Annotated in this window: 18 protein-coding genes and 1 pseudogene; 8 read left to right on the top strand and 11 right to left on the bottom strand. The window is 71.9% G+C overall.

The features are described from left to right. Positions 1-136: 136 nt before the first annotated feature. From AB0I51_RS18455 to AB0I51_RS18445, 3 genes and pseudogenes are all read right to left on the bottom strand, one after another. On the bottom strand, positions 137-1,003 hold the full coding sequence (locus tag AB0I51_RS18455; RefSeq protein ID WP_362976270.1) for a 3-hydroxyacyl-CoA dehydrogenase family protein: 867 nt from the start codon (positions 1,001-1,003) through the stop codon (positions 137-139). Continuing rightward, positions 1,000-1,754: pseudogene (locus AB0I51_RS18450) on the bottom strand (enoyl-CoA hydratase/isomerase family protein). The gene AB0I51_RS18455 and the pseudogene AB0I51_RS18450 overlap by 4 nt, the downstream one beginning before the upstream one ends. Continuing rightward, positions 1,751-2,956: a thiolase family protein gene (locus AB0I51_RS18445; RefSeq protein WP_362976268.1), complete on the bottom strand. Its 1,206-nt coding sequence runs from the start codon at positions 2,954-2,956 to the stop codon at positions 1,751-1,753. The pseudogene AB0I51_RS18450 and the gene AB0I51_RS18445 overlap by 4 nt, the downstream one beginning before the upstream one ends. Positions 2,957-3,050: 94 nt before the next feature. Here AB0I51_RS18445 and paaI point away from each other — a divergent pair, with 94 nt between their 5' ends. The 3 genes from paaI to AB0I51_RS18430 all read left to right on the top strand — a co-directional run bounded on the left by paaI (position 3,051) and on the right by AB0I51_RS18430 (position 5,775). After that, the gene (gene paaI, locus AB0I51_RS18440; RefSeq protein WP_362976266.1) at positions 3,051-3,506 is read left to right on the top strand and encodes a hydroxyphenylacetyl-CoA thioesterase PaaI; all 456 of its coding nucleotides are present in this window, start codon (positions 3,051-3,053) and stop codon (positions 3,504-3,506) included. Next, positions 3,479-4,840, top strand: coding sequence for a phenylacetate--CoA ligase PaaK (paaK, locus tag AB0I51_RS18435; RefSeq protein WP_362976264.1), 1,362 nt, complete (start codon positions 3,479-3,481; stop codon positions 4,838-4,840). Before paaI ends, paaK begins: the two co-directional genes overlap by 28 nt. A 146-nt stretch (positions 4,841-4,986) precedes the next feature. Further along, complete coding sequence (locus tag AB0I51_RS18430) at positions 4,987-5,775, top strand: SAM-dependent methyltransferase (RefSeq protein WP_362976262.1); 789 nt, start codon at positions 4,987-4,989, stop codon at positions 5,773-5,775. Positions 5,776-5,796: 21 nt separating this feature from the next. Here the strand turns inward: AB0I51_RS18430 and AB0I51_RS18425 are convergent, their stop codons facing one another. From AB0I51_RS18425 to AB0I51_RS18390, 8 genes are all read right to left on the bottom strand, one after another. After that, positions 5,797-7,419: a protein kinase gene (locus AB0I51_RS18425; RefSeq protein WP_362976260.1), complete on the bottom strand. Its 1,623-nt coding sequence runs from the start codon at positions 7,417-7,419 to the stop codon at positions 5,797-5,799. A 110-nt stretch (positions 7,420-7,529) separates the two neighbouring features. Then, entirely contained in the window at positions 7,530-8,003 is a 474-nt protein-coding gene (locus tag AB0I51_RS18420; protein WP_362976258.1) for a DUF4440 domain-containing protein, read from the bottom strand. A 61-nt stretch (positions 8,004-8,064) separates the two neighbouring features. Continuing rightward, entirely contained in the window at positions 8,065-9,207 is a 1,143-nt protein-coding gene (locus AB0I51_RS18415; protein WP_362976256.1) for a Xaa-Pro peptidase family protein, read from the bottom strand. 79 nt (positions 9,208-9,286) lie between these two features. Beyond that, entirely contained in the window at positions 9,287-10,237 is a 951-nt protein-coding gene (locus tag AB0I51_RS18410; RefSeq protein WP_362976254.1) for an ABC transporter ATP-binding protein, read from the bottom strand. Beyond that, complete coding sequence (locus AB0I51_RS18405) at positions 10,234-11,019, bottom strand: ABC transporter ATP-binding protein (protein WP_362976252.1); 786 nt, start codon at positions 11,017-11,019, stop codon at positions 10,234-10,236. Before AB0I51_RS18405 ends, AB0I51_RS18410 begins: the two co-directional genes overlap by 4 nt. Then, complete coding sequence (locus tag AB0I51_RS18400) at positions 11,016-11,882, bottom strand: ABC transporter permease (RefSeq protein WP_362976250.1); 867 nt, start codon at positions 11,880-11,882, stop codon at positions 11,016-11,018. The genes AB0I51_RS18405 and AB0I51_RS18400 overlap by 4 nt, the downstream gene beginning before the upstream one ends. Further along, on the bottom strand, positions 11,879-12,982 hold the full coding sequence (locus AB0I51_RS18395) for an ABC transporter permease (protein ID WP_362976248.1): 1,104 nt from the start codon (positions 12,980-12,982) through the stop codon (positions 11,879-11,881). Before AB0I51_RS18395 ends, AB0I51_RS18400 begins: the two co-directional genes overlap by 4 nt. Then, positions 12,957-14,543 (bottom strand): ABC transporter substrate-binding protein, encoded by a 1,587-nt coding sequence (locus AB0I51_RS18390; RefSeq protein WP_362976246.1) that lies wholly within the window; start codon positions 14,541-14,543, stop codon positions 12,957-12,959. The genes AB0I51_RS18395 and AB0I51_RS18390 overlap by 26 nt, the downstream gene beginning before the upstream one ends. A 161-nt stretch (positions 14,544-14,704) precedes the next feature. Here AB0I51_RS18390 and AB0I51_RS18385 point away from each other — a divergent pair, with 161 nt between their 5' ends. From AB0I51_RS18385 to AB0I51_RS18365, 5 genes are all read left to right on the top strand, one after another. Further along, positions 14,705-15,352, top strand: a complete 648-nt coding sequence (locus AB0I51_RS18385) for an Lrp/AsnC family transcriptional regulator (RefSeq protein ID WP_362976244.1) — start codon at positions 14,705-14,707, stop codon at positions 15,350-15,352. A gap of 73 nt (positions 15,353-15,425) precedes the next feature. Beyond that, positions 15,426-17,516 (top strand): NAD-dependent DNA ligase LigA, encoded by a 2,091-nt coding sequence (gene ligA / locus AB0I51_RS18380; protein WP_362976242.1) that lies wholly within the window; start codon positions 15,426-15,428, stop codon positions 17,514-17,516. Positions 17,517-17,672: 156 nt separating this feature from the next. Then, positions 17,673-18,221 carry a hypothetical protein gene (locus AB0I51_RS18375; protein WP_362976240.1) on the top strand — a complete coding sequence of 183 codons (549 nt, stop codon included), beginning with the start codon at positions 17,673-17,675 and terminating at the stop codon, positions 18,219-18,221. A gap of 108 nt (positions 18,222-18,329) precedes the next feature. Then, positions 18,330-19,190 carry a PaaX family transcriptional regulator C-terminal domain-containing protein gene (locus AB0I51_RS18370; protein WP_362976238.1) on the top strand — a complete coding sequence of 287 codons (861 nt, stop codon included), beginning with the start codon at positions 18,330-18,332 and terminating at the stop codon, positions 19,188-19,190. Between the two features lie 185 nt (positions 19,191-19,375). Next, positions 19,376-20,728, top strand: coding sequence for an alpha/beta hydrolase (locus tag AB0I51_RS18365; RefSeq protein WP_362976236.1), 1,353 nt, complete (start codon positions 19,376-19,378; stop codon positions 20,726-20,728). Positions 20,729-20,760: the final 32 nt, after the last annotated feature.

Genomic DNA, 20,760 nt, shown 5'->3' with positions numbered 1-20,760 from the left:
ACCAACTCCCCTACCGACCATTCGTTCGGTTCCCAGTGTGAAGGGTTTCCCCCGGTGAGGCAAGACCTGCCGGGTGAACGGCCGGTCAGCGGTCCACGAACCACGGCTCCGACCACGCCTTCCACCTGCGACGCGCTCACTCCCACGTGTAGAACCCCTGTCCCGTCTTGCGGCCCAGTTCACCGCGGGCGACCTTCTCGCGCAGCAGCCGGGGCGGGGCGAAGCGCTCGCCGAGGGTGGAGTGCAGGTATTCGGCGATGGCCAGGCGTACGTCGAGGCCGACCACATCGGTCAGCCGCAGCGGTCCCATGGGGTGCTTGTAGCCGAGGCTCATCGCGTCGTCGATCGCCTGCGGCTCGGCGACGCCCTCCTCGACCATGCGGATCGCCTCCAGGCCGAGCGCCAGTCCGAGGCGGCTGCTGGCGAAGCCGGGCGAGTCCTTGACGGTCACGTCCTTCTTCCCGAGGGCGTGCGTCCAGGCGAGGGCGGCGCCGACCGCGGCGGCCTCGGTGCCGGGCGCGACGACTATCTCCACCAGGGCCGAGGCGGGCACGGGGTTGAAGAAGTGCATGCCCAGGAAGCGGCCGGGCCGGGTGAGCGCGGCGGCGAGCTCGGTGACCGACAGGGAGCTGGTGTTGGTGGCCAGCACGGTCGTCGCGCCCACCGCCCGCTCGGCCGCCGTCAGCACCCGGGCCTTGAGACCCGCGTCCTCGGGAACGGCCTCGACGACCAGGTCCGCGCCGGCGGGCAGTCCGTCGACCGAGTCGGTCATGGCGACCCGGGCGAGGACCTGCTCCGCGTGCTCACCGAGCAGGCCGCGCTCCGCGGCCCGCTTCAGTCCGGTCGCGATTCGGTCCAGCGCGGCGGCCGAGGCCTCCTCACCGCTCTCCACGACGGTCACGGACGATCCGGCCGCGGCGAAGGACTGCGCGATACCGGCACCCATCCGGCCACCGCCGATCACCCCGACAACTGCGGGGGCGAAATGGGGTGTTGGGCTCATGCGCAGCTACTCCTCTTCTCCAGGAAGCGTGTCATACGGTCCCTCTTGTCCTGCCGCTCGAAGAGCACGGCCTGCGCGAGGTCGTCGGCGACCGGGTGGGCGCCGGGCGAGTCGACCACGAGCTTGGTGAGCCGCAGCGCGGTGGCCGAGGACCGGGCCATCCGGTCGAGCAGCACGTGCGCCTCGTCCAGCAGCTTCTCCGCCGGTACGACGTCGGTGACCAGCCCGGCGGCCAGCGCGGCCGCCGCGTCGAGGTTCCGCCCGGCGAGCAGCACCTGCTTGGCGACGGACTCGCCGACCAGCTCGGGCAGCCGCCAGCAGCACCGGCCGCGGCGAGGATCCCGAGCCCGGGCTCCGGGTTGCCGAAGACGACGTCCGGACCCGCGATCCGGAGGTCGCAGGCGTACGACAGTTCCGCGCCGCCGCCCAGCGCCCAGCCGTCCACGGCGGCGAGGGTCGGCATCGGCAGTCGGCGTACGCGCTCGAACAGCCGGCTGTTGATGCCCTGCAGCGCCTCGTCCCGACCGCGCGCCGGCAGCTCCGCGATGTCGGCGCCGCCCGCGAAGACCCCGCCGTGGCCGGTGAGCAGGAGCAGCTTCGGATCCTGCTCCAACTGCTCGCAGACGGCGTGCAGTTCGCTGATCATCGGCCCGCTGATGGCGTTGCGGGCCTCGGGTCGGTGCAGGGTGACGACGACTCGGTCCGCGCGCTCTTCGACGAGGAGGGTCCCGTACGTCCTCGGGGTGCTCACACCCGCTCCACGAGCATCGCGACGCCCTGGCCGACACCGACGCACAGCGTGGCCAGCCCCCGCCGGGCATCCTCCCGCTCCAGCCGGCCGAGCAGGGTGAGCAGGATGCGGGCGCCGGAGCAGCCGAGGGGGTGGCCGAGCGCGATGGCACCGCCGTCGGCGTTGACCTTGTCCTCGTCGAGCTTGAGGCGGCGCACGACCGCGAGCGCCTGGGCGGCAAAGGCCTCGTTCAGTTCCACGGCGTCCAGGTCGCCGGTCCCCCATCCGGCGCGGGCGAGCGCCTTCTCGGTGGCAGGTACGGGGCCGAGGCCCATCAGGTGGGGCTGCACTCCGGCCGAGGCGGAGGTGACGATGCGGGCCCTGGGGGTGAGCCCGTGGCGCCGGACCGCCGCCCCGCTCGCGACGACCAGGGCGGCGGCACCGTCCGACAGCGGCGAGGAGGAGCCCGCGGTGACGATGCCGCCGTCGCGGAAGACGGTGCGCAGGGAACCGAGCTTCTCCAGCGTGGTGCCGGGGCGCGGGCCCTCGTCGCGGGTGACTTCCCCGTCCCTCACCGCGACCGGCACGATCTCCCGGTCGAAGCGGCCCGATTCCTGTGCGGCGACGGCCCGTTGATGGCTGCGCAGCGCGAAGGCGTCGGAGTCGGCGCGGCTGATGCCGTCGAGCGCGGCGACCTCCTCTGCCGTCTCGCCCATGGACAGGGTGTCCTGGGCGGCGAAGCGCGGGTTGGTGAAGCGCCGGCCCAGCGAGGTGTCGTGCACCTCCCCCGGTTTGGCCCACGGGGTGCCGGGCTTGGCCATCACCCACGGCGCGCGGGTCATCGACTCGACGCCGCCCGCGACGACGAGGTCCGCCTCTCCGGTGCGTATCGCCTGGGCTGCCGAAGCCACGGCGGTGAGTCCCGAGGCGCAGAGCCGGTTGACGGTGTAGCCGGGCACGGTGTGCGGCAGCCCCGCCAGCAGGACGGCCGTACGGGCCACGTCCCGGTTGTCCTCGCCGGCCTGGTTGGCGGCGCCGAGGATCACCTCGTCCACCTCGTCGGCCGGGATCGCGGCCCGGCGGACCGCCTCGCCGACGACCAGCGCCGCGAGGTCGTCGGGCCGTACGGACGCCAGGGCGCCGCCGTAGCGGCCCTGCGGGGTGCGGGCCCCGTCGATCAGATAGACCTCGCCGGAGGAAGGCTCGGAGCTGGTCAGGGGCATGCGTTCCACCTCTTGACAGGCAGTGGTGATGCTGGATTACTTGGCCGCGGCGCACGCTAACCGAATGTTCGGTAGGTCCACAAGGTGGTGGAAAATGACGCAGGCCACGAACACGGCCTCCGGCCCCACGGAGAAGATGTTCGCCGCGGACGAGGCGTCCCGGGCTCTCGGTATCGAGCTCGTCGAGCACGGCGAAGGGACCGCCGTGCTCCGTATGACCGTGACCCCGGCCATGGTCAACGGTCACGGGACGGCCCACGGCGGCTATCTGTTCCTGTTCGCCGACTCCGCCTTCGCCTGTGCCTGCAACAGCCACGGCCCGGTGACCGTGGCCGCCGCGGCCGACATCGACTTCGTCGCCCCGGCGCACGAGGGCGACGTCCTGATGGCGACCGCGCGCGAGCGCACCCGTTTCGGCCGCAGTGGCATCTACGACGTGAGCGTGGAGCGCGGCGACCAGGTGATCGCGGAGTTCCGGGGACGGAGCCGCAGTATCGACAGCACGAAGACGAAGGAGTCTCCATGGGCAGCGACCCGTCGGCCCCGGTGACCGCGCCTTCGGCGCCCGCGAGCCCGCGCCTGGGCGAGCCGCTCCCAAAAGGGCTGCTGGACGCCGCCGAGCGCCTCACCCGCGAGGAGCTGCGCGCGCACCAACTCGGCCTGCTCCAGGCCACGTTGCGGCACGCCTACGACAACGTGGAGCTGTACCGCCGCAAGTTCGACGAGGCCGGTGTCAAACCCGGCGACTGTCGCGCTCTTGAGGACCTGGCCCGGTTCCCCTTCACCACCAAGGCCGACCTGCGGGACACCTACCCCTTCGGCATGTTCGCCGTCCCCATGGACCAGGTCCGCCGCGTCCACGCCTCCAGCGGCACCACCGGGCGCCCCACGGTCGTCGGCTACACGGAGAACGACCTCTCCATGTGGGCCGACGTGGTGGCCCGTTCGATCCGCGCGGCCGGCGGCCGTCCCGGTCACAAGGTCCATGTGTCGTACGGCTACGGGCTGTTCACCGGCGGCCTGGGCGCGCACTACGGCGCCGAGCGCGCGGGCTGCACCGTGATCCCCGCCTCCGGCGGCATGACCGCCCGCCAGGTGCAGATCATCACGGACTTCAAGCCCGAGATCATCATGGTCACCCCCTCCTACATGCTGACCCTCCTCGACGAGTTCGAGCGCCAGGGCATCGACCCGCGCACCAGCTCCCTCAAGGTGGGCATCTTCGGCGCCGAGCCGTGGACGGAGGAGATGCGCCGCGAGATCGAGGAGCGCATGGACATCCACGCGGTCGACATCTACGGCCTGTCGGAGGTGATCGGCCCCGGTGTGGCGCAGGAGTGCGTGGAGACCAAGGACGGCCTGCACGTGTGGGAGGACCACTTCTTCCCGGAGGTCGTCGACCCGTTCACCGACGAGGTGCTTCCCGACGGCGACAGCGGCGAACTCGTCTTCACCTCCCTCACCAAGGAGGCGCTGCCGATCATCCGCTACCGCACCCGTGACCTGACCCGGCTGCTGCCCGGCACGGCCCGCCCGGCCTTCCGGCGGATCGAGAAGATCACCGGCCGCTGCGACGACATGATCATCCTGCGCGGGGTGAACATCTTCCCCAGCCAGATCGAGGAGATCATCCTGCGCACCCCCGCCGTCGCCCCGCACTTCACGATCCAGCTGACCCGCCGCGGCCGGATGGACCACATGACGGTCCGCGCCGAGGCCCGCCCCGACGCCGCCCCCGGGCAGCGGACGGCCGCGGCTGCGGCGATCGGCAAGGGCGTCAAGGACGGCGTGGGCGTGACCGTGGACGTGGAGATCGTCGACCCCGAGACGCTGGAGCGCTCGGTGGGCAAGATCCGCCGGGTCAGGGACCTGCGGGAGCAGTGACGTCCGTGGGGGGACCGGGCCGGTTCCGCCGTGCCGGTGACCGGCCCGGCGGGCCCAACTCCCCTCCCCCACAGGCCACATGACCGTTCCGAGTACGATGATCGGGAGCTCGTCCCGATCCGTCCGCCCGGCACGATGGAGTTGCCATGACGACCGACCCCCAGTCGGCCCCGCAGATCGACACCGGCAAGGCGCATCCCGCGCGGGTCTACGACTGGCTGCTGGGCGGCAAGGACAACTACCCGGTCGACGAGGCCGTGGGGGAGAAACTGCCGCCCGAGGCGAAGGACGCGGCCCGGCAGAACCGTCAGTTCATGCACCGCGCGGCGACGTGGCTGGCCGGCCGGGGCATCGACCAGTTCCTGGACATCGGCACGGGCATCCCCACCGCCCCCAACCTCCACCAGATCGTCCAGGAGACCGTGCCGGCCGCGAAGGTCGTCTACACCGACAACGACCCGATCGTGCTGCGCCATGCGGAGGCGCTGCTCATCAGCCACCCCGACGGGGTCACCGACTACATCCAGGCCGACGTGCGCAGTCCCGAGGCCATCGTCGAACACGCCCGCCACGTCCTGGACTTCAGCCGCCCGATCGCTCTCTCACTGATCGCGCTGATGCACTTCGTCCCGGACGAGCAGGACGCCCACGGCATCGTCCGCGACCTCGTCGCGACCATGCCGTCCGGCAGCTACCTGGTCCTGTCGCACGCCGCGTCCGACCTCTACCCCGAGCTCGCCGCACAGGTCACCGCCGAATACGCCAAGGGCGGCATCAAGCTCGGCTTCCGCACCCGCCCGGAGGTCGCCCGCTTCTTCGACGGTCTCGACCTGGTGACGCCCGGCCTGGTGACGGCGACGGAGTGGAAGCCTCCGGCGCCGGGCGAGACCCCGGAGGGCAGCGGGATCTACGCGGCGGTCGCGCGGATCCCCTGAGGCCTCGCATCCACCGCGCCCTCAGTGCGCGGTGTTGGTCTGCCATACGACCCCGCCGTCGGTCGCGATGACCATGTTGCCGTCCTCCAGCACCTTGAGGGTCGCCCCGGCGGCGCCCCCTGTGTTGCTGGCCCACACCGGCTGCGTCCGGGCGTTGTAGACAACCAGGTTGCCGTCCGCCTGAAACACCGCCGTGTTCCCCTCGCCCGAGGTCTGGCTCGCCCAGTGCGCGGTGCCGTCCTTGTCGTAGAGCACCAGGTTGCCGTCCGTCTGCATGATCAGTTTCGAGCGGACGGTCTGCAGGACCTTCCCGGGGTCGAAGGTGAAGGGGGCCTTCACCACCACGGCGTCGGGCAGGTCGCCCGTACCGGAAGCGGAGGGTGACGCCGACGCTCCGCTCGCGGACGCTGAGGCCGATGCCGATGTGTCGGTGGCTCTGCTCGAACTCGCGGACGGTGAGGGGTGTGCGGAGCCGGAGCCCTTGTCCTCGAAGGCGTGGGACAGCAGCAGCGCACCGGTGGCGGCCACGACCAGCGAGCCCGCGCCGACGGCGGCCCACAGCGCGCGGCGCCCGCGGCGGGTCCCGCCGCCGTCCGGCTGCGCGGCCGGGTAGGGGCCGTAGGTGTCTGCCGCGTGCGGCGGCGCGAGGGTGTCGAGGCCCGCGTCCGGGGCGAGCAGTGTGACGGCGTTGGCCTGCCGGGCGCCGTCCAGCGCGGCCGTCAGCGCATCCGGGGCGGCGGACGCGGCACCGCCTCCGAGGTCGACGACGGTCGCGGCACGCTCCCGGTCCGTCAACGAGCCCACGGCGAGGGCCCGTTGGTAGGCGGGATGGTGGACGAGGTCCGCCTCGGCCCGGCTGAGTTCGACGATGCGCTGCGGGGTGGGCCGCGCGGCGGGATCGCTGCGCACGCAGGCCTCGATCAGCTCGGCAACGCCGGGGTCCACACCCCGCAGGTCGATCTCCCCGTGCACCGACCGGTAGGACACGGCCGCGAACGGCCCGTCCCCGTAGGGCGGTCGGCCGGTGACGGCGAACGCCAGAGTGGCCCCGAGGGCGAACACATCCGCTTCCGGACCGGTAAGGCCGCCGGTGAAGGTCTCCGGCGCGATGAATCCGGGACTGCCCATCGCACTGCCGGCCTGCGTGAGGTTGGACGCCTCGGTGGACCTGGCGATGCCGAAGTCGATCAGTTGCGGGCCGGTGGCGGAGAGGATGACGTTGTGCGGCTTGAGGTCCCGGTGCCACACACCGCGGACATGGATGGCCTCCAGCCCCTCGGCCAGGGCGGCCAGCATGACCCGGGCCAGGTCCGCGGGGAGCGGTCCGCCGTTCACGACGGCGGCGTGCAGCGTGGGCCCCGGCACGTACTCGGTGGCCAGCCAGTACGGCGGTGTGTCCAGCTCCGCGTCGATGAGCGAGGCCGTGTACGCGCTGCGGACCGTGCCCAGGGTCTCCACCTCGCGGCGGAACCGGCTCAGGGCGTGCTCGTCGTGCCGGAGGTGGTCGTTGATCACTTTCACGGCGGCGGGACGGCCACCGGGCGACCTGGCGAGGTACACCTTCCCCATCCCGCCCTCGCCGAGTCTGCCGACCAGACGGTAGCGGCCTATGTGCGAGGGGTCGGAGCCATCGAGCGAAAGCACGGAACATGTCCTCCTTGAGCGGGCCCGACGATCACCGGGTCCACCGTGAGGTCGACCCGGCCGGGCTCCGATCCGACATACTAGGGGTGCGATCGCCGACGTCAGGCCAACTAGCCGCCATCGGCGGCCAGTTGCCCGTGGATGTCCTCGTGCAGGTGCACGACGAGCCAGTGGCCGTCGGGGCGGGCCCGCCGCAGGACCGCCGTGTTGCGAGCGAGTTCGGGCGGGGCCGCACGGAAGTCGACCCGCAGCCAGTAGCGGGCCACCGCCAAGTCCCCGAAGACGTCTACGACTTGGTCGTAGGCCGTGAGGCCGGTCTCGGCGGGGCCGCCGTCGGAGGTGGGGCGGGTGTCCCGGACGCGGTTCAACTCCGCTCTGCCGCGGATGAGTTCGCGGGTCGCCGAGTCCCAGATGGTGGCTTCGGGGTCGAGGAAGGAGTCGATGCGCTCCCGGTCGCCCGCGGTGTAGCCCTCGTACATTCCCGTGATCACCTTCCACACCTCGGCCAGTTCGGCGGGCGCGCCACCCGGGCGGGCACCGCCGTCTGCTGTGGGACGGGCGGAGGGGGGCGGTGGAGCGGGCATGGCGGATCCTTGGGGTGGGTGGCTGGTGGTGCGGGGCGGCCGGCTGGGTGCCAGGGGGCGATCAGGGGAGGACGACCAGGTCCCGCGGCCTGCGGTTGAGGCGTTCGCCGCCCGTGTCGGCGCAGATCACGATGTCCTCGATCCGCGCTCCGTACCGGCCGGGCAGATAGATGCCGGGTTCCACGGAGAAGGCCATGCCGGGCGCGAGCGGGAGCGGGTTGCCCGCCACGATGTACGGCTCCTCGTGGCTCTCCAGTCCGATGCCGTGTCCGGTGCGGTGGATGAAGTGCGGCCCGTATCCGGCGTCGGTGATGATGTCCCGTCCCACGGAGTCGAGTTGACCCGCCGTCAGACCCGGTCGTACGGCGTCGGTCTGGGCGCGCTGGGCGCGCAGCAGCACGTCGTGGAGGCGGCGGAACTCGGCGGGCGGCTCGCCGACCGCGTACACGCGCGTCGAGTCGGAGCAGTAGCCGTCCCGGGTCGTACCGCCGATGTCGACCACCACCGGATCACCGGGGCGGATCACGCGGTCGGAGAGTTCGTGGTGCGGGCTGGCGCTGTTGGGTCCGGAGCCGACGATGACGAAGTCGACCCGGACGTGCCCCTCGGCGACGATGGCGTCCGCGATGTCCCGGCCGACCTCGCGTTCGGTCCGTCCGGCCCGCAGCCACTCCCCCATGCGGGCGTGCACCCGGTCGACGGCCGCACCGGCCCGGCGCAGGGCGTCCGCCTCCCGCGGGCTCTTGCGCATCCGCAACCCGTTGAGCACCCCTCCGGCCAACTCCTGCTCCGCGCCCGGCAGTACGGCCCGGAAGGCGAGGGTCTTCTCCGCCCACATGCGGTTGTCGACGCCGACACTGGACGTCCTGTCGGGCAGCCGGGCCGCGACGAGCGCGTACGGGTCGTCGGTCTCGCGCCAGCCGGCGATCTCGACCCCCAGGCCGCCGGCCGGGGAGGCCCGCGCGGCGGGTTCCTCCAGGGCCGGGACGAGCAGGAAGGGGTCGTCGTCGGCCGGCAGGACCAGACAGGTCAGCCGCTCCAGCGGCATGGCGTCGTAGCCGGTCAGGTAGCGCAGGTCGGCGCCGGGCGAGATGAGCAGCGCGTCCAGACCGGCACGGGCCGTGGCCTCCCGGGCGCGGTGGAGGCGGTCGGCCGGGTACAGGGGCGCAAGCGCGGGGTCGGCGGGGTGGTAGTCGTCGGACATCGGTTCTCCGTGAGGTGTCGTGGGAGTCGGCGGGGGGGGGTGCCCAGCTACAGGGGACCGCCGTCCGGCGCGGCACGGCTCAGGCGGCGTACAGCCGGCAGGCCACGCCTCCGGCGATCAGCTGCGGTTCCTCTCGGTCGCAGCCGTCGAAGGCCTGGGAGCAGCGCGGGTGGAAGCGGCAGCCGGTCGGCGGTTCGGCGGGGTCGGGGACGTCGCCGGGGAGTTCGGCGGGCAGCACGCCCGCTCCGTCCGGTTTCGGTACGGCGGCCAACAGCGCCCGGGTGTAGGGGTGCCGCGGGTCGGCCCAGACCTCGGCGGTGGGGCCGGTCTCCACGATCCGCCCGAGGTACATGACCGCGATCCGGTCGGCGATCAGCCGTACGACGGACAGGTCGTGGCTGATGAACAGCAGACCGGCACCCGACTCGACGGCCAGCGACCGCATCAGCGTGGCCACTTGGAGCTGGGCGGAGGCGTCGAGCGCGGAGATCGGTTCGTCGCCGACGAGCAGTCGGGGGCGGGCGGCGAGTGCCCGGGCGATGGCGATGCGCTGCCGCTGGCCGCCGGAGAACTCCTGCGGATAGCGCTCGGCGGCCTGCGCCGGCAGCCCGACCCGGGTCAGCAGGTCCTCCGGGGTGGTCCCGTCGGCCGGTTCGCCCCGCCCGCTCGCCGTACGGATGCCGTCGGCGATCTGCGCGCCCACCCGGCGCCGGGGGTTGAGGGAGCCGTAGGGGTCCTGGAAGACCATCTGGACGCCGGTGAGGGCCGGGTCGCGGCGGCGGACACGCAGCGGGCGTACCGGCGTGCCGTCGTAGGTGATCCGGCCTTCCGCGGCCGGGGTGAGACCGCAGACCGCGCGGGCCAGGGTGGACTTGCCGCAGCCCGACTCGCCCACCAGGCCCACGACTTCACCGGCCCGCACCTGGAGGCTGACCCCGGCGACGGCGCGGGTGGGCGAGGCGCCCGGCCGGTGGTACTGGACCACGAGGTCGTCGACCGAGAGGAGAGGGGCCGTCGGGTCGGAGGTCATACGGTGCTCCTTCCGGGGAGCGCGTCCAGGAGCTGACGGGTGTACTCGTGCCGCGGCTCGGTGAGCACCCGGCCGCGCGGGCCGGTCTCCACGACGAGCCCGTGGCGCATCACGCTCACCTCGTCGGCGATCGCGGACATCACACCCAGGTCGTGGGTGACCAGCAGCACGGCGAGACCGAGTTCGTCGCACAGGCCGCGCAACAGCCGCAGCACACCGGCCTGCACGGTCACGTCGAGGGCGGTGGTCGGCTCGTCGGCGATCAGCACCTTCGGCTCGCAGGCCAGTGCGATGGCGATCGCGATCCGCTGCCGCATCCCGCCGGAGAACTGGTGCGGGTAACGCCCCAGCGCCTCAAAGGGGTTGGGGATGCGGACCTGGGTCAGCAGCTTCGCGGCCCGCGCCTTGGCCGCCTTGCGGTCCAGCTTCAGGTGGTGGCGCAGATGGTCGGTGAGCTGGTGTCCGATGCTGAGCATGGGGTGCAGGCTGGTGGACGGGTCCTGGAACACCATGCTCACGGATCGCCCGCGCAGCGCGGCGAGTTGGCGGGGCGGGAGGGTGAGCAGGTCGGTGCCCTCCAGCTCGATCCGCCCGCCGGTGCGCGAGCCGGGCGGCAGCAGGCCGAGCGCCGCGAGCCCGGTCATGGTCTTGCCCGAACCGCTCTCCCCCGCGAGCCCGTGCACCTGACCGGGCCGCACCGCGAGGTCGACACCGCCGAGGATGCGCCGGTCGCCCAGGTCGAGGGTGAGGCCGCTGATCTTCAGCACATTGCCGGCGGTCATCCGACACGCTCCTTCTCCGCGCCGATCGTGCGGGCGGTGCCGGGGTCGAGGGCGTCCCGGAGTGTGTCGCCGAGGAAGTTGAAGGCGAGCACGACGGTGAGGATGGCCAGGCCCGGGAAGACCCCGATCCACCACTTGTCGAACTGCTGGGTGCCGTCCGCCACCATCGCGCCCCACTCGGCGGTCGGCGGCTTCGCACCGAGCCCCAGGAAGGACAGCCCGGACAGCAGCAGCGTCGCGGTGCCGATGTCGAGGGTGGCCAGGACGAGCAGCGGCCCGAGCACGTTGGGCAGGATGTCCACGCGCAGCGACCGCCAGGCGGAGAAGCCCAACAGCCGTCCGCTGAGCACGAATTCACGGTTCCTGAGACCCATGACCAGGCCCCGGGTGACGCGTGCGTACGACGGCCAGGACACCACCAGGACGGCCAGTACCGCGTTCTGCAGGCTGGCGCCGAGCGCGGCTGCGACCACCATCGCCAGGATGACGGTGGGGAAGGCGAACACCAGGTCCGCGATCCGCATCACGGTCTCGTCCACCCAGCGTCCGAAGAACCCGGCGCAGGCTCCCAACACCCCGCCCACCAGCAGGGACATGGCCACCAGCAGGAGGGCGAGGGGGATGGAGACCCGGGCGCCGTACAGCACCCGGCTCAGTACGTCCCGGCCCAACTCGTCGGTGCCGAACCAGTGTCCGGCGCCGGGGGCGGCCAGCCGGGGCAGGTCCTGCGCGAGGGGATCGTGCGGGGCGAGCAGCGGGGCGGCGACCACGATCAGCAGCCAGAACACGGCGACCAGGCCGCCGGTGACGGCGAGGGGGCGGCGCCAGGCGGGCGACAGCCGTTTCGACAGGTTGAGCCTCACTGCACCCTCACCCTCGGGTCGATCACGCCGTACAGGACGTCCACGGCGAGGTTGACGGTCAGGTACACCAGGCCCACGACGAGTCCGACGCCCATGACCGCGGGCAGGTCGAGGGTGGTGGCGCTGCGGTAGGCGTAGGCGCCGAGGCCCGGCCAGGCGAAGATCGACTCGACCAGGACGGTGCCCGAGAGGAGGGCGCCGAAGGCCAGTCCGGCGACCGTGACGACGGGGACGAGGGCCGCGCGCAGGACGTACTGGACGAGGACGGTCCGGCCTGGGAGGCCCTTGGCGCGGGCCGCGCGGACGTAGTCCTGGTTCAGCACCTCCAGGACGGCGGAGCGGGTGAAGCGGGTGAGCAGGCCGACCGTGTACGCCGTCAACACCATTGCGGGCAGGGCGAGATGGCCCACCGCGTTCCAGAACACCGGCCACTGGCCCGCGAGTACCGCGTCGACCGTGTAGAGGCCGGTGACGTGCGGTGGGGCGGTCATGCCGGGGTCGAGGCGACCGCTGCCCGGGGCCCAGCCGAGGCGGTAGAAGAAGATGTAGAAGGCGAGCAGGGCCAGCCAGAACGTCGGCACCGACACGCCCAACAGGCTGATGACACGCAGGAGTTGGTCGGTGAGGCGGTCCCGGCGCAGCGCCGCCACCACCCCGAACGCCACGCCCACGATCAGCGAGACGACGATCGCGGCCCCGGCGAGTTCCAGGGTGGCGGGGACCGCGCCGGACAGGTCGGTGAGAACCGACTGATGGCTCTGCTGGGACTCGCCGAGGTCGCCGTGGAGCAGGTTGCCGAGGTAGGTGACGTACTGGACCGGCAGTGGCTTGTCGAGGCCGTAGTGGTGGCGGAACTGCGCGACGATCGCCGGGTCGCCGATGGCCCGCTGGCCGAGGTTGGCCGCCGCCGGGTCGCCCGGGACGAGGTTGGTGAGGACGAATGTCACCAGGGTCACGCCGACGGCGAGCAGAACGGCGGTGGCGGTACGGCGGAGGAGGAAGCGGGCGAGCGGGTGGCGGGCGAGGAGACGGCGGCGGACTCGAGGCCGTCCACCGTCCCCGCCGCCCGCTTCCTTACTTCGCGCCCAGCGCGGCGACATCGATCGTCCATACGGGGTTGTAGGCGACGCCGGTGACCGACGCGGCGTAGACCGTGTTGCGGCTCGGCTGCATCAGCGGGATGAAGGGGCCGCCGGCGTTCAGCTTGGTCTGTATCTGCTCGTACAGCGTCTTGCGGGTGTCGTCGCCGATCGTGGTGGCCGCCTTGTCGCCGAGCGCGGTGAGGGCGGGGTCGGCACCGGCCTTCCAGCCCGCGCGCAGGCCGACCAGGTTGCCGGGCAGGAAGGTCAGGTAGTCGCTGGGGTCCGGGTAGTCCGGGCCCCAGTACCAGAGGCCCAACTGCTCTTTGCCGTTGCGGTAGTTGTCCAGTTCCGTGGTCGTCGGCGCGGGGGCCAGCGTGACGGTGATGCCGACCTCTTTCAGCTGGGCCTGGACCCGTTCGGCGAGGGTCTGCAGGGACAGTCCGTCGACGGTCAGGTCGCTGGCGTAGCCGAGCGTCACGGACGGCTTGGCGATCCCGCTCGCCTTCAGGGCCGCCTTCGCCCCGGCGAGGTCCCGGCCGGCGGCCTCGGAGGCGGGCAGCGCGCCGAGGAACGTCGAGGGGATGATCCCGGCGGGCTGGACGGAGCCGCTGCCGGCGAGCGAGAGGAGGCTCTTGTAGTCGATGCCCTTGCGCACCGCCTCCGCGAACTTCGCGTCGGCCGTCGTGGAGCTGACCTTGGTGTTCCGGTTGAGCAGCAGGAAGATCACGTCCGAGGACGCGCCGCTGTCCACCTTGAGTCCCCCGGTGAGCCCGCCGACCTGGTCGGAGGTGAGGTCGAGGGCGATCCGACTGTCGCCGCGCTGCACGTTCAGCTTCTGGGTGGGGGCCTGGACGTTGCGGATGACGATCTTGTCGTAGGTCGGCTTGTCCGCACCCGTGTACTTGGGGTTCTTCGCGAGGACGACCTCGGTGTTGGTGTTGAACGAGGTCAGCGTGTACGGACCGGAGCCGGCCGACGTGGTGTTGAGGTACTTCTCCGCCCCGTCCGTCGAACTCGCCGAGCCGCCGTGGACCTGGACCGTCTTCGCGCTGAGGATGCCGAGCGCGGGGTTGGGGAGGATGAAGGGCAGGGCGGGGTTGGCCTTCTTCGACACCAGGGTGACCGTCGAGGCGTCCGTCTTGGTCACCGTGACGCCGTCGAGCAGGAACGACGGGTTGCCCTTGAGCGCGATCACCCGGTTCAGCGAGAACACCACGTCGTCGGCGGTGACCGCGCTGCCGTCCGCGAACTTCGCGCCCGTCCGCAGGTGCAGCGTGAGCGTCTTGCCGTCCGTGGACTGCTCGTAAGAGGAGGCCAGGCCCGGCACGGGCTTGGTGACGTCGGAACCCTTGAAGGTCAGCAGCGTCTCGTAGAGCGCCTTGTCCACGATCTGCCCGGTCGGCTCGAACTCGCGGCCCGGGTCGGCGGTCTTCAGGTTGAACGACGTGTCTACGACCAGGGTCCTGCCGGCCGACGAGCCGGTGGCGCTCGTACCGCCGGAGCAGGCGCTCAGGGCGAGCGCGGCGACCGCGACGAGGGAGAGTGCCACCGGGTACGACCCGGCACTGGATCTGGGCATGCGTGCCTCCGTGAGCAGGGCGGAGCGGAAGAAGGCCGGGCGGGAACGGACGGACACCGGGAGGGGACCTGGACGATTCGCCGTTAGGGTGGCCTGAAACTAACCAGGACTCTCGGCCGACGGGACCAGCACGAGACGAAAATCGACGGAGAGGCGCGAACATGGAAGATCAGTCCACCCTGGAGCCCTCGGGTGAACGGCGCTCTGGACGGATCGGCATCGGTCTTGGTCTGGATTCGGTGCATTTCAAAATCCTCGACGTGCTCCGCACCCAGGGCCGTATCTCCGTCGCAGCCCTGGCGGAGCGGGTCGGCGTCTCCCGTGCGAACGCCTACACCCGCCTCGAAGCGCTCCGTGCCGACGGTGTGATCAACGGCTTCAGCGCCCGCGTCGACCACACCCGGGTGGGCCTGGAGATCTGCGCCCTGATCTTCGTCACGGTCCGCCAGGAGCTGTGGAAGCAGTTCCGCACCGCGCTCGCCCAGATGCCGGAGGTGGAGTACTGCGCCGTCACCACCGGCGAACACGACGCCATGATCCAGATCCGGGTGGCCGACGTCACCGCCGTGCACCGCCTGGTCACCGACCGGCTGTCCACCATTCCCGCGGTCCGCGCGACCGAGACCGTCATCATCCTCGACGAGGTGCTCCGCCGCCCCTACGTCCTGCCGTCCGCACCCCGCTCCAGCGAGACGGCGGCCGGCACTCCCCAGGACACCGCTGCCACGAGCCAGTTCGGCATGACCCGCTTCATCCGCGCCGCCGAGGGCCGGGCCGACCTCCAGCGCACGTCCGAGCCGGAGGACTGACAGGCACCGGACTCCGTGCGCCCCGGGCCGCGCGCCCGGGGCATTGTCAGTGGTGGCAGGCAGGATGAACGTCATGACTACACCAGCTGCAGTGATCGTGGACGCCGCCGGCTACGCACAGGCGGTCGAGGACGCGGTGAAGGCTTCGGCCGCCTACTACACCGGCGGCACCTCGGTGCTGGACGACGACTCCTACGACCGGCTGGTGCGCGGCATCGCCGCGTGGGAGGCCGGCCATCCCGATCAGGTGCTGCCCGACTCCCCGTCCGGAAAGGTCGCCGGCGGCGCGGTCGAGGGCGACGTCCCGCACACGGTGGCGATGCTGAGCCTGGACAATGTGTTCTCCCCCGAGGAGTTCACCGCCTGGACCGCCTCGCTGGCCCGAAGAACCGGGCACGAGGTCACACGGTTCAGCGTCGAGCCGAAGCTCGACGGCCTGGCGATCGCCGCCCGCTACACCGACGGCCGTCTCACCCGGCTGATCACCCGCGGCGACGGGACGGCCGGGGAGGACGTGTCCCACGCGGTCGGCACCATCGAGGGCCTGCCCGCCGAGCTGACCGAGCCGGTGACCGTCGAGGTGCGCGGCGAAGTCCTGATGACCACGGCCCAGTTCGAGCACGCCAACGAGGTCCGCACCGCGCACGACGGACAGCCGTTCGCCAACCCGCGCGGCGCGTCGGCGGGCACGCTGCGCGCCAGGGAACGGGCATACACCGTGCCGATGACGTTCTTCGGCTACGGCCTGCTCCCCCTCGCCGATACGGAAGCGGGGCTCGCGGAGCGACTGGGCGAGCTCGCGCACAGCGAACTCATGGACCGGACAGCCGCGTTCGGCATCAACACCACCGCCACCACACCCGTGCCCGGCATCACCGCCGAGACGGTCGAGGAGGTGCTGACCCGGGTGCGGGAGATCGCCGCGCTGCGGGCCGGGCTGCCGTTCGGGATCGACGGGATCGTCATCAAGGCCGATCTCGCGGCCGACCAGCGCGCCGCCGGGTCGGGCTCGCGGGCCCCGCGCTGGGCGATCGCCTACAAGCTGCCCGCCGTGGAGAAGATCACCCGGCTGCTGGAGGTGGAGTGGAACGTGGGCCGCACCGGCATCATCGCCCCGCGCGCCGTCCTGGAACCGGTGGAGATCGACGGAGCCACCATCACCTACGCCACCCTCCACAACCCCGGCGACATCACCCGCCGCGACCTGCGTGTGGGCGACCACGTGATGGTCCACCGGGCCGGCGACGTCATCCCCCGAGTCGAGGCGCCCGTCGCGCATCTGCGGACCGGCGACGAACAGCCCGTCGTCTTCCCAGAGGTGTGCCCGCGCTGCGGTTCCGCCATCGACACCAGCGAGCTGCGCTGGCGCTGTGAACAGGGCCGCAACTGCCATCTGGTCGCCGCCCTCTCCTACGCTGCCGGCCGCGACCAGCTCGACATCGAGGGCCTGGGCCACACCCGCGTCGTCCAACTCGTCGAAGCCGGCCTGGTCGCCGATCTCGCGGACCTGTTCGCCCTGACCCGCGACCAACTCCTGGGTCTGGAACGGATGGGCGAGACCAGCACGGACAACCTCCTCGCCGCGATCGTCGCGGCCAAGGGGCAGCCGCTGTCACGGGTGCTGTGCGCGCTCGGGGTGCGCGGCACCGGCCGGTCCATGTCGCGCCGTATCGCCCGCTACTTCGCCACCATGGACGACATCCGTGCCGCCGACGCGGAGTCGATGCAGCGGGTCGAGGGCATCGGCACCGAGAAGGCCCCCTCGATCGTCGCCGAACTGGTCGAACTGGCCCCACTCATCGACAAGTTGACCGCCGCCGGGGTCAACATGACCGAACCCGGCGCGACCCCGCCCGCGCCCGTGACGGACGACGCCGGGGCCGACGGCGCGGAAGTCCCGGACGCGGCCGACGGGCCGCTGGCCGGGATGACCGTGGTCGTCACCGGCGCGATGACCGGCCCTCTGGAGAAGCTCAGTCGCAACCAGATGAACGAACTCGTCGAGCGCGCCGGTGGCCGCTCCTCCTCCAGCGTCTCCAAGAAGACCACCCTGGTCGTCGCCGGCGACAACGCGGGTTCCAAGCGTGCCAAGGCCGAGACCCTCGGCATCCGCCTCGCCACCCCGGACGAGTTCGCGACCCTGATCGCCGACTACCTCGACTGAGGGAACAACCCGGGCCGGTCGGCCGTTCTCCACTACGTGAGGCCCCGGCCGGTCTCCCCCGTCCGGCCGGGGCCTCTTTCACTCCCAGGAGCGACCTCCCGCACTCCGCGGCAAGGGCAGAATGGACGCCACACAGCCGCTGCGGATGGGGAGTTCATGGACACGCGTACGTTCGACGCGCTGACCGAGTCGATGAAGAGCGCGTACGTCGCGGGTCTCAGTGAAGGTGCCGTGCCCCGCCCTGTCATCATGCCGCTCGTACGCGGCGAGCTGGTCGGCCTGATCTGGCTGCGCCCGGTCGAACCCGGCCGGGACGCCCTCACCGCGATCGCGTCGCTCTCGAACATCGCCGCGGCGGCCGGCGCCGACGAGATCGTTCTCGCCTGGGAGACCGACGACGTGGCCACCGTCTGCGAACTACCCGCCGACGGCCCGTCGCCCTGCCTCAACATGGTGCACGCCACGAAGGACGGCCACACGCTCCACCAGTTCCCCTACACCGAGGACCCGGCATCGGCGACGCCGCAGTGGCAGCCGGCCCCGGCTCCCCAGCCCGACGGCAAGCTGGTGCCGCCCGTGCAGGCCGCCGTCGACTACGCCTTCACTCCCCTCGATCTGGACCACCCCTCCCCGTTCGGCGTCACGGTCGTCCTGATGGAAGAGGACGGCTACAACCTGCGTCTGACGGAGGCGTTCACCTTCTGACCACCTCGTGGCCGCCGGCATCGTCATTCGGCACACCACAAACTGCCGTTACAGACATGACACAGTTCATGGCGCAACGGCACCGCACGCCCGTCCCGGGCCTACGCTGTGCCGGTGACCAGTGTCGATGTCGCCGTCGGACCCGCCGCCGAGAACGGTCCCGAACCGCGCACCCAGTCCCTGATGCTGACCTTCTTCGGCGCCCATGTGCTGGGGCGGCCGATCGCCGTGTCGTCGGGCAGTGTGATCGCCGCGCTCGGCAGGCTGGGCAGCACCGAGGAGGCGGTGCGCACCACCCTGAACCGCATGGTCAAACGCGATCTGCTGGAGCGCAGCCGGCAGGGCCGCAAGACCTACTTCGGACTGACACCGCACGCCGTCCAGGTACTGACGGACGGCCGCGACCGCATCTGGCGCACCGGTGCGGTGAACCGGGACTGGGACGGCCGCTGGACAATGGTCGGCTTCTCGCTGCCCGAGGCTTGGAGCCGCGAGCGGCACGATCTGCGCTCCCGGCTGATCTGGGCGGGCTTCGGCCCCCTGCAGAACGGCCTCTGGGTGGCCCCGGCGCCCGTCGACGTCCGCGAGATGGTGGCGGGCCTCGGCCTGGAGCCGTATCTGCGGGTGTTCCGGGCGGAGGTGGAGTCGCCGACCGACGTCCGCGAGGTGCTTGAGCAGGCGTTCGACGTACCCGCCATCGGCGCGCGCTACCGGGCTTTCCTGGAGCGCTGGGACCGCACCGACCCGCTGCCGGCGGCAGCGTCCGGCGACGAACTCGCGGGCCAACTCCTGCTGCACACCGACTGGTTGGACCTCGTACGACGGGACCCGCACCTGCCCGCCGAGCACCTGCCCGCGGACTGGCCGGCCGCCCAGGCGGAGACCGTGTTCCGCGGCCTGGCGAGCCGCTGGGACCGCCCGGCAGCACGCGCCGCCGCACGCCTGCTGGACACCCTGACCCTGGGCTGATCCACTCCCGGCGCCCCACTGGTCCGCCTTGAGCCCCCGCATGCCCCGAGGCCCGCACCCGTCCGCCTCATTATTGGTCAGTCTATTGACGGCAATGAAAAAAGAGCCCTACATTCGCAGCGCTCTTCCAGCTCGGCCTTCCCGCCCGCCCCCTCGGTCCCCACTCGACCCGCGGAGCCGCCGTCATGCCCCGACCCCGTCTCTCGACCCTCGCCGCAGCCTGCGCGACCGCCCTCGCAACCGCCCTGATCGGCCCGGTGGCCGACGCCCACGCCGCCACCGCCGCCCACTACTCCGGCACGCTGACCGACGGCGCCACCTGGATCGCGGACACGCCCGAACACTGGAACGGCACCCTGCTCCTGTTCAGCCACGGCTTCGGCCCTACGACCGCTGCCGACACCCCCTCGCCCGCGGTGGCCCAGGCCCTGCTGGCCGCCGGTTACGCCCTCGCCGGCTCCTCCTACGATCCGAACGGCTCGATGTGGGCGCTCGACTCGGCCGAGCGGGACCAGTTCGCCGCGCTCACCGCGTTCCGCCGACAGGTCGGCACCCCGACCCGGGTCATCTCGGTGGGCCAGTCGATGGGCGGCCTGGTCAACGCGGAGATCGCCCGTGACGGCGCCGGACGCGTCGACGGTGCGCTCGGCCTGTGCGGCCTGGTCGCGGGCGGTGTCGACCTGGACAACTACCAGCTCGACGCGGAGTACACCCTGGCCACGTTCTTCGATCCCGCCGACGCCGACGCCCTGGTGAACCTGGGCAGCCAGGCCGACGGCGGCGCCCTCGCCGACCGCCTCACGAAGGCCGTGGAATCGGCGCAGCAGACTCCGGCGGGACGCGCCCGGATCGCCCTGGCCGCCGCCTACCTCAACCTGACCGACTGGGCACCCGGTCAACAGCCGCCCGCACGCGGTGACTTCGCGGGACAGGAGGAACAGCAGTACGCGTGGCTGGCTCAGGGTCTGCTGGGGTTCATCGTCCCGGCACGCTGGTCGGTGGAACAGTCGGCCGGCGGCAACACGTCCTGGAACAAGGGCGTCGACTACGCCGGACTGCTGCGCGGGTCCGCCCACAGGAAGCAGGTCGAGGCGCTCTACCGCGACGCCGGGCTCGACCTGCGCACCGATCTGAACCGGCTCACCCGTGGTGCGGACATCACGGCCGACCCGGCCGCGGTGGCCCGTCTCAAGCGGACCTCGACCGCAGGACAGGGCCTGGCCGTGCCGCTGCTGGACATCCACACCATCGCCGACCAACTGGTGCCCGTGGAACAGGAGTCGGCCTTCGCCGGGCGGGTCCACGCGGCCGGCGACTCCGCACTCCTGCGTCAGGCCCATGTGGCCCGTCAGAGCCACTGCAACTTCACCACCGCCGAAGTGGTCGCCGGGCTGCGCGCGGTGGAACACCGGCTGGACACCGGGCACTGGGACGACGCCGCCTCCACCGCCCAACTCCAGCGCAGCGCCGACGAGTCGGGCCTCGACGGCGCGGCCTTCACCGACTACCGGCCGAGCCGTCTGACCGGCACGCGCTGATCCCGAAACGCCCGCCCGCGTCTCCGTACCGT

It is taken from the genome of Streptomyces sp. NPDC050549, assembly GCF_040655035.1.
GTDB lineage: Bacteria > Actinomycetota > Actinomycetes > Streptomycetales > Streptomycetaceae > Streptomyces.
The sequence above is the reverse complement of the archived record's forward strand: the minus strand, read 5'-3'. Positions and strand labels throughout refer to the sequence as shown.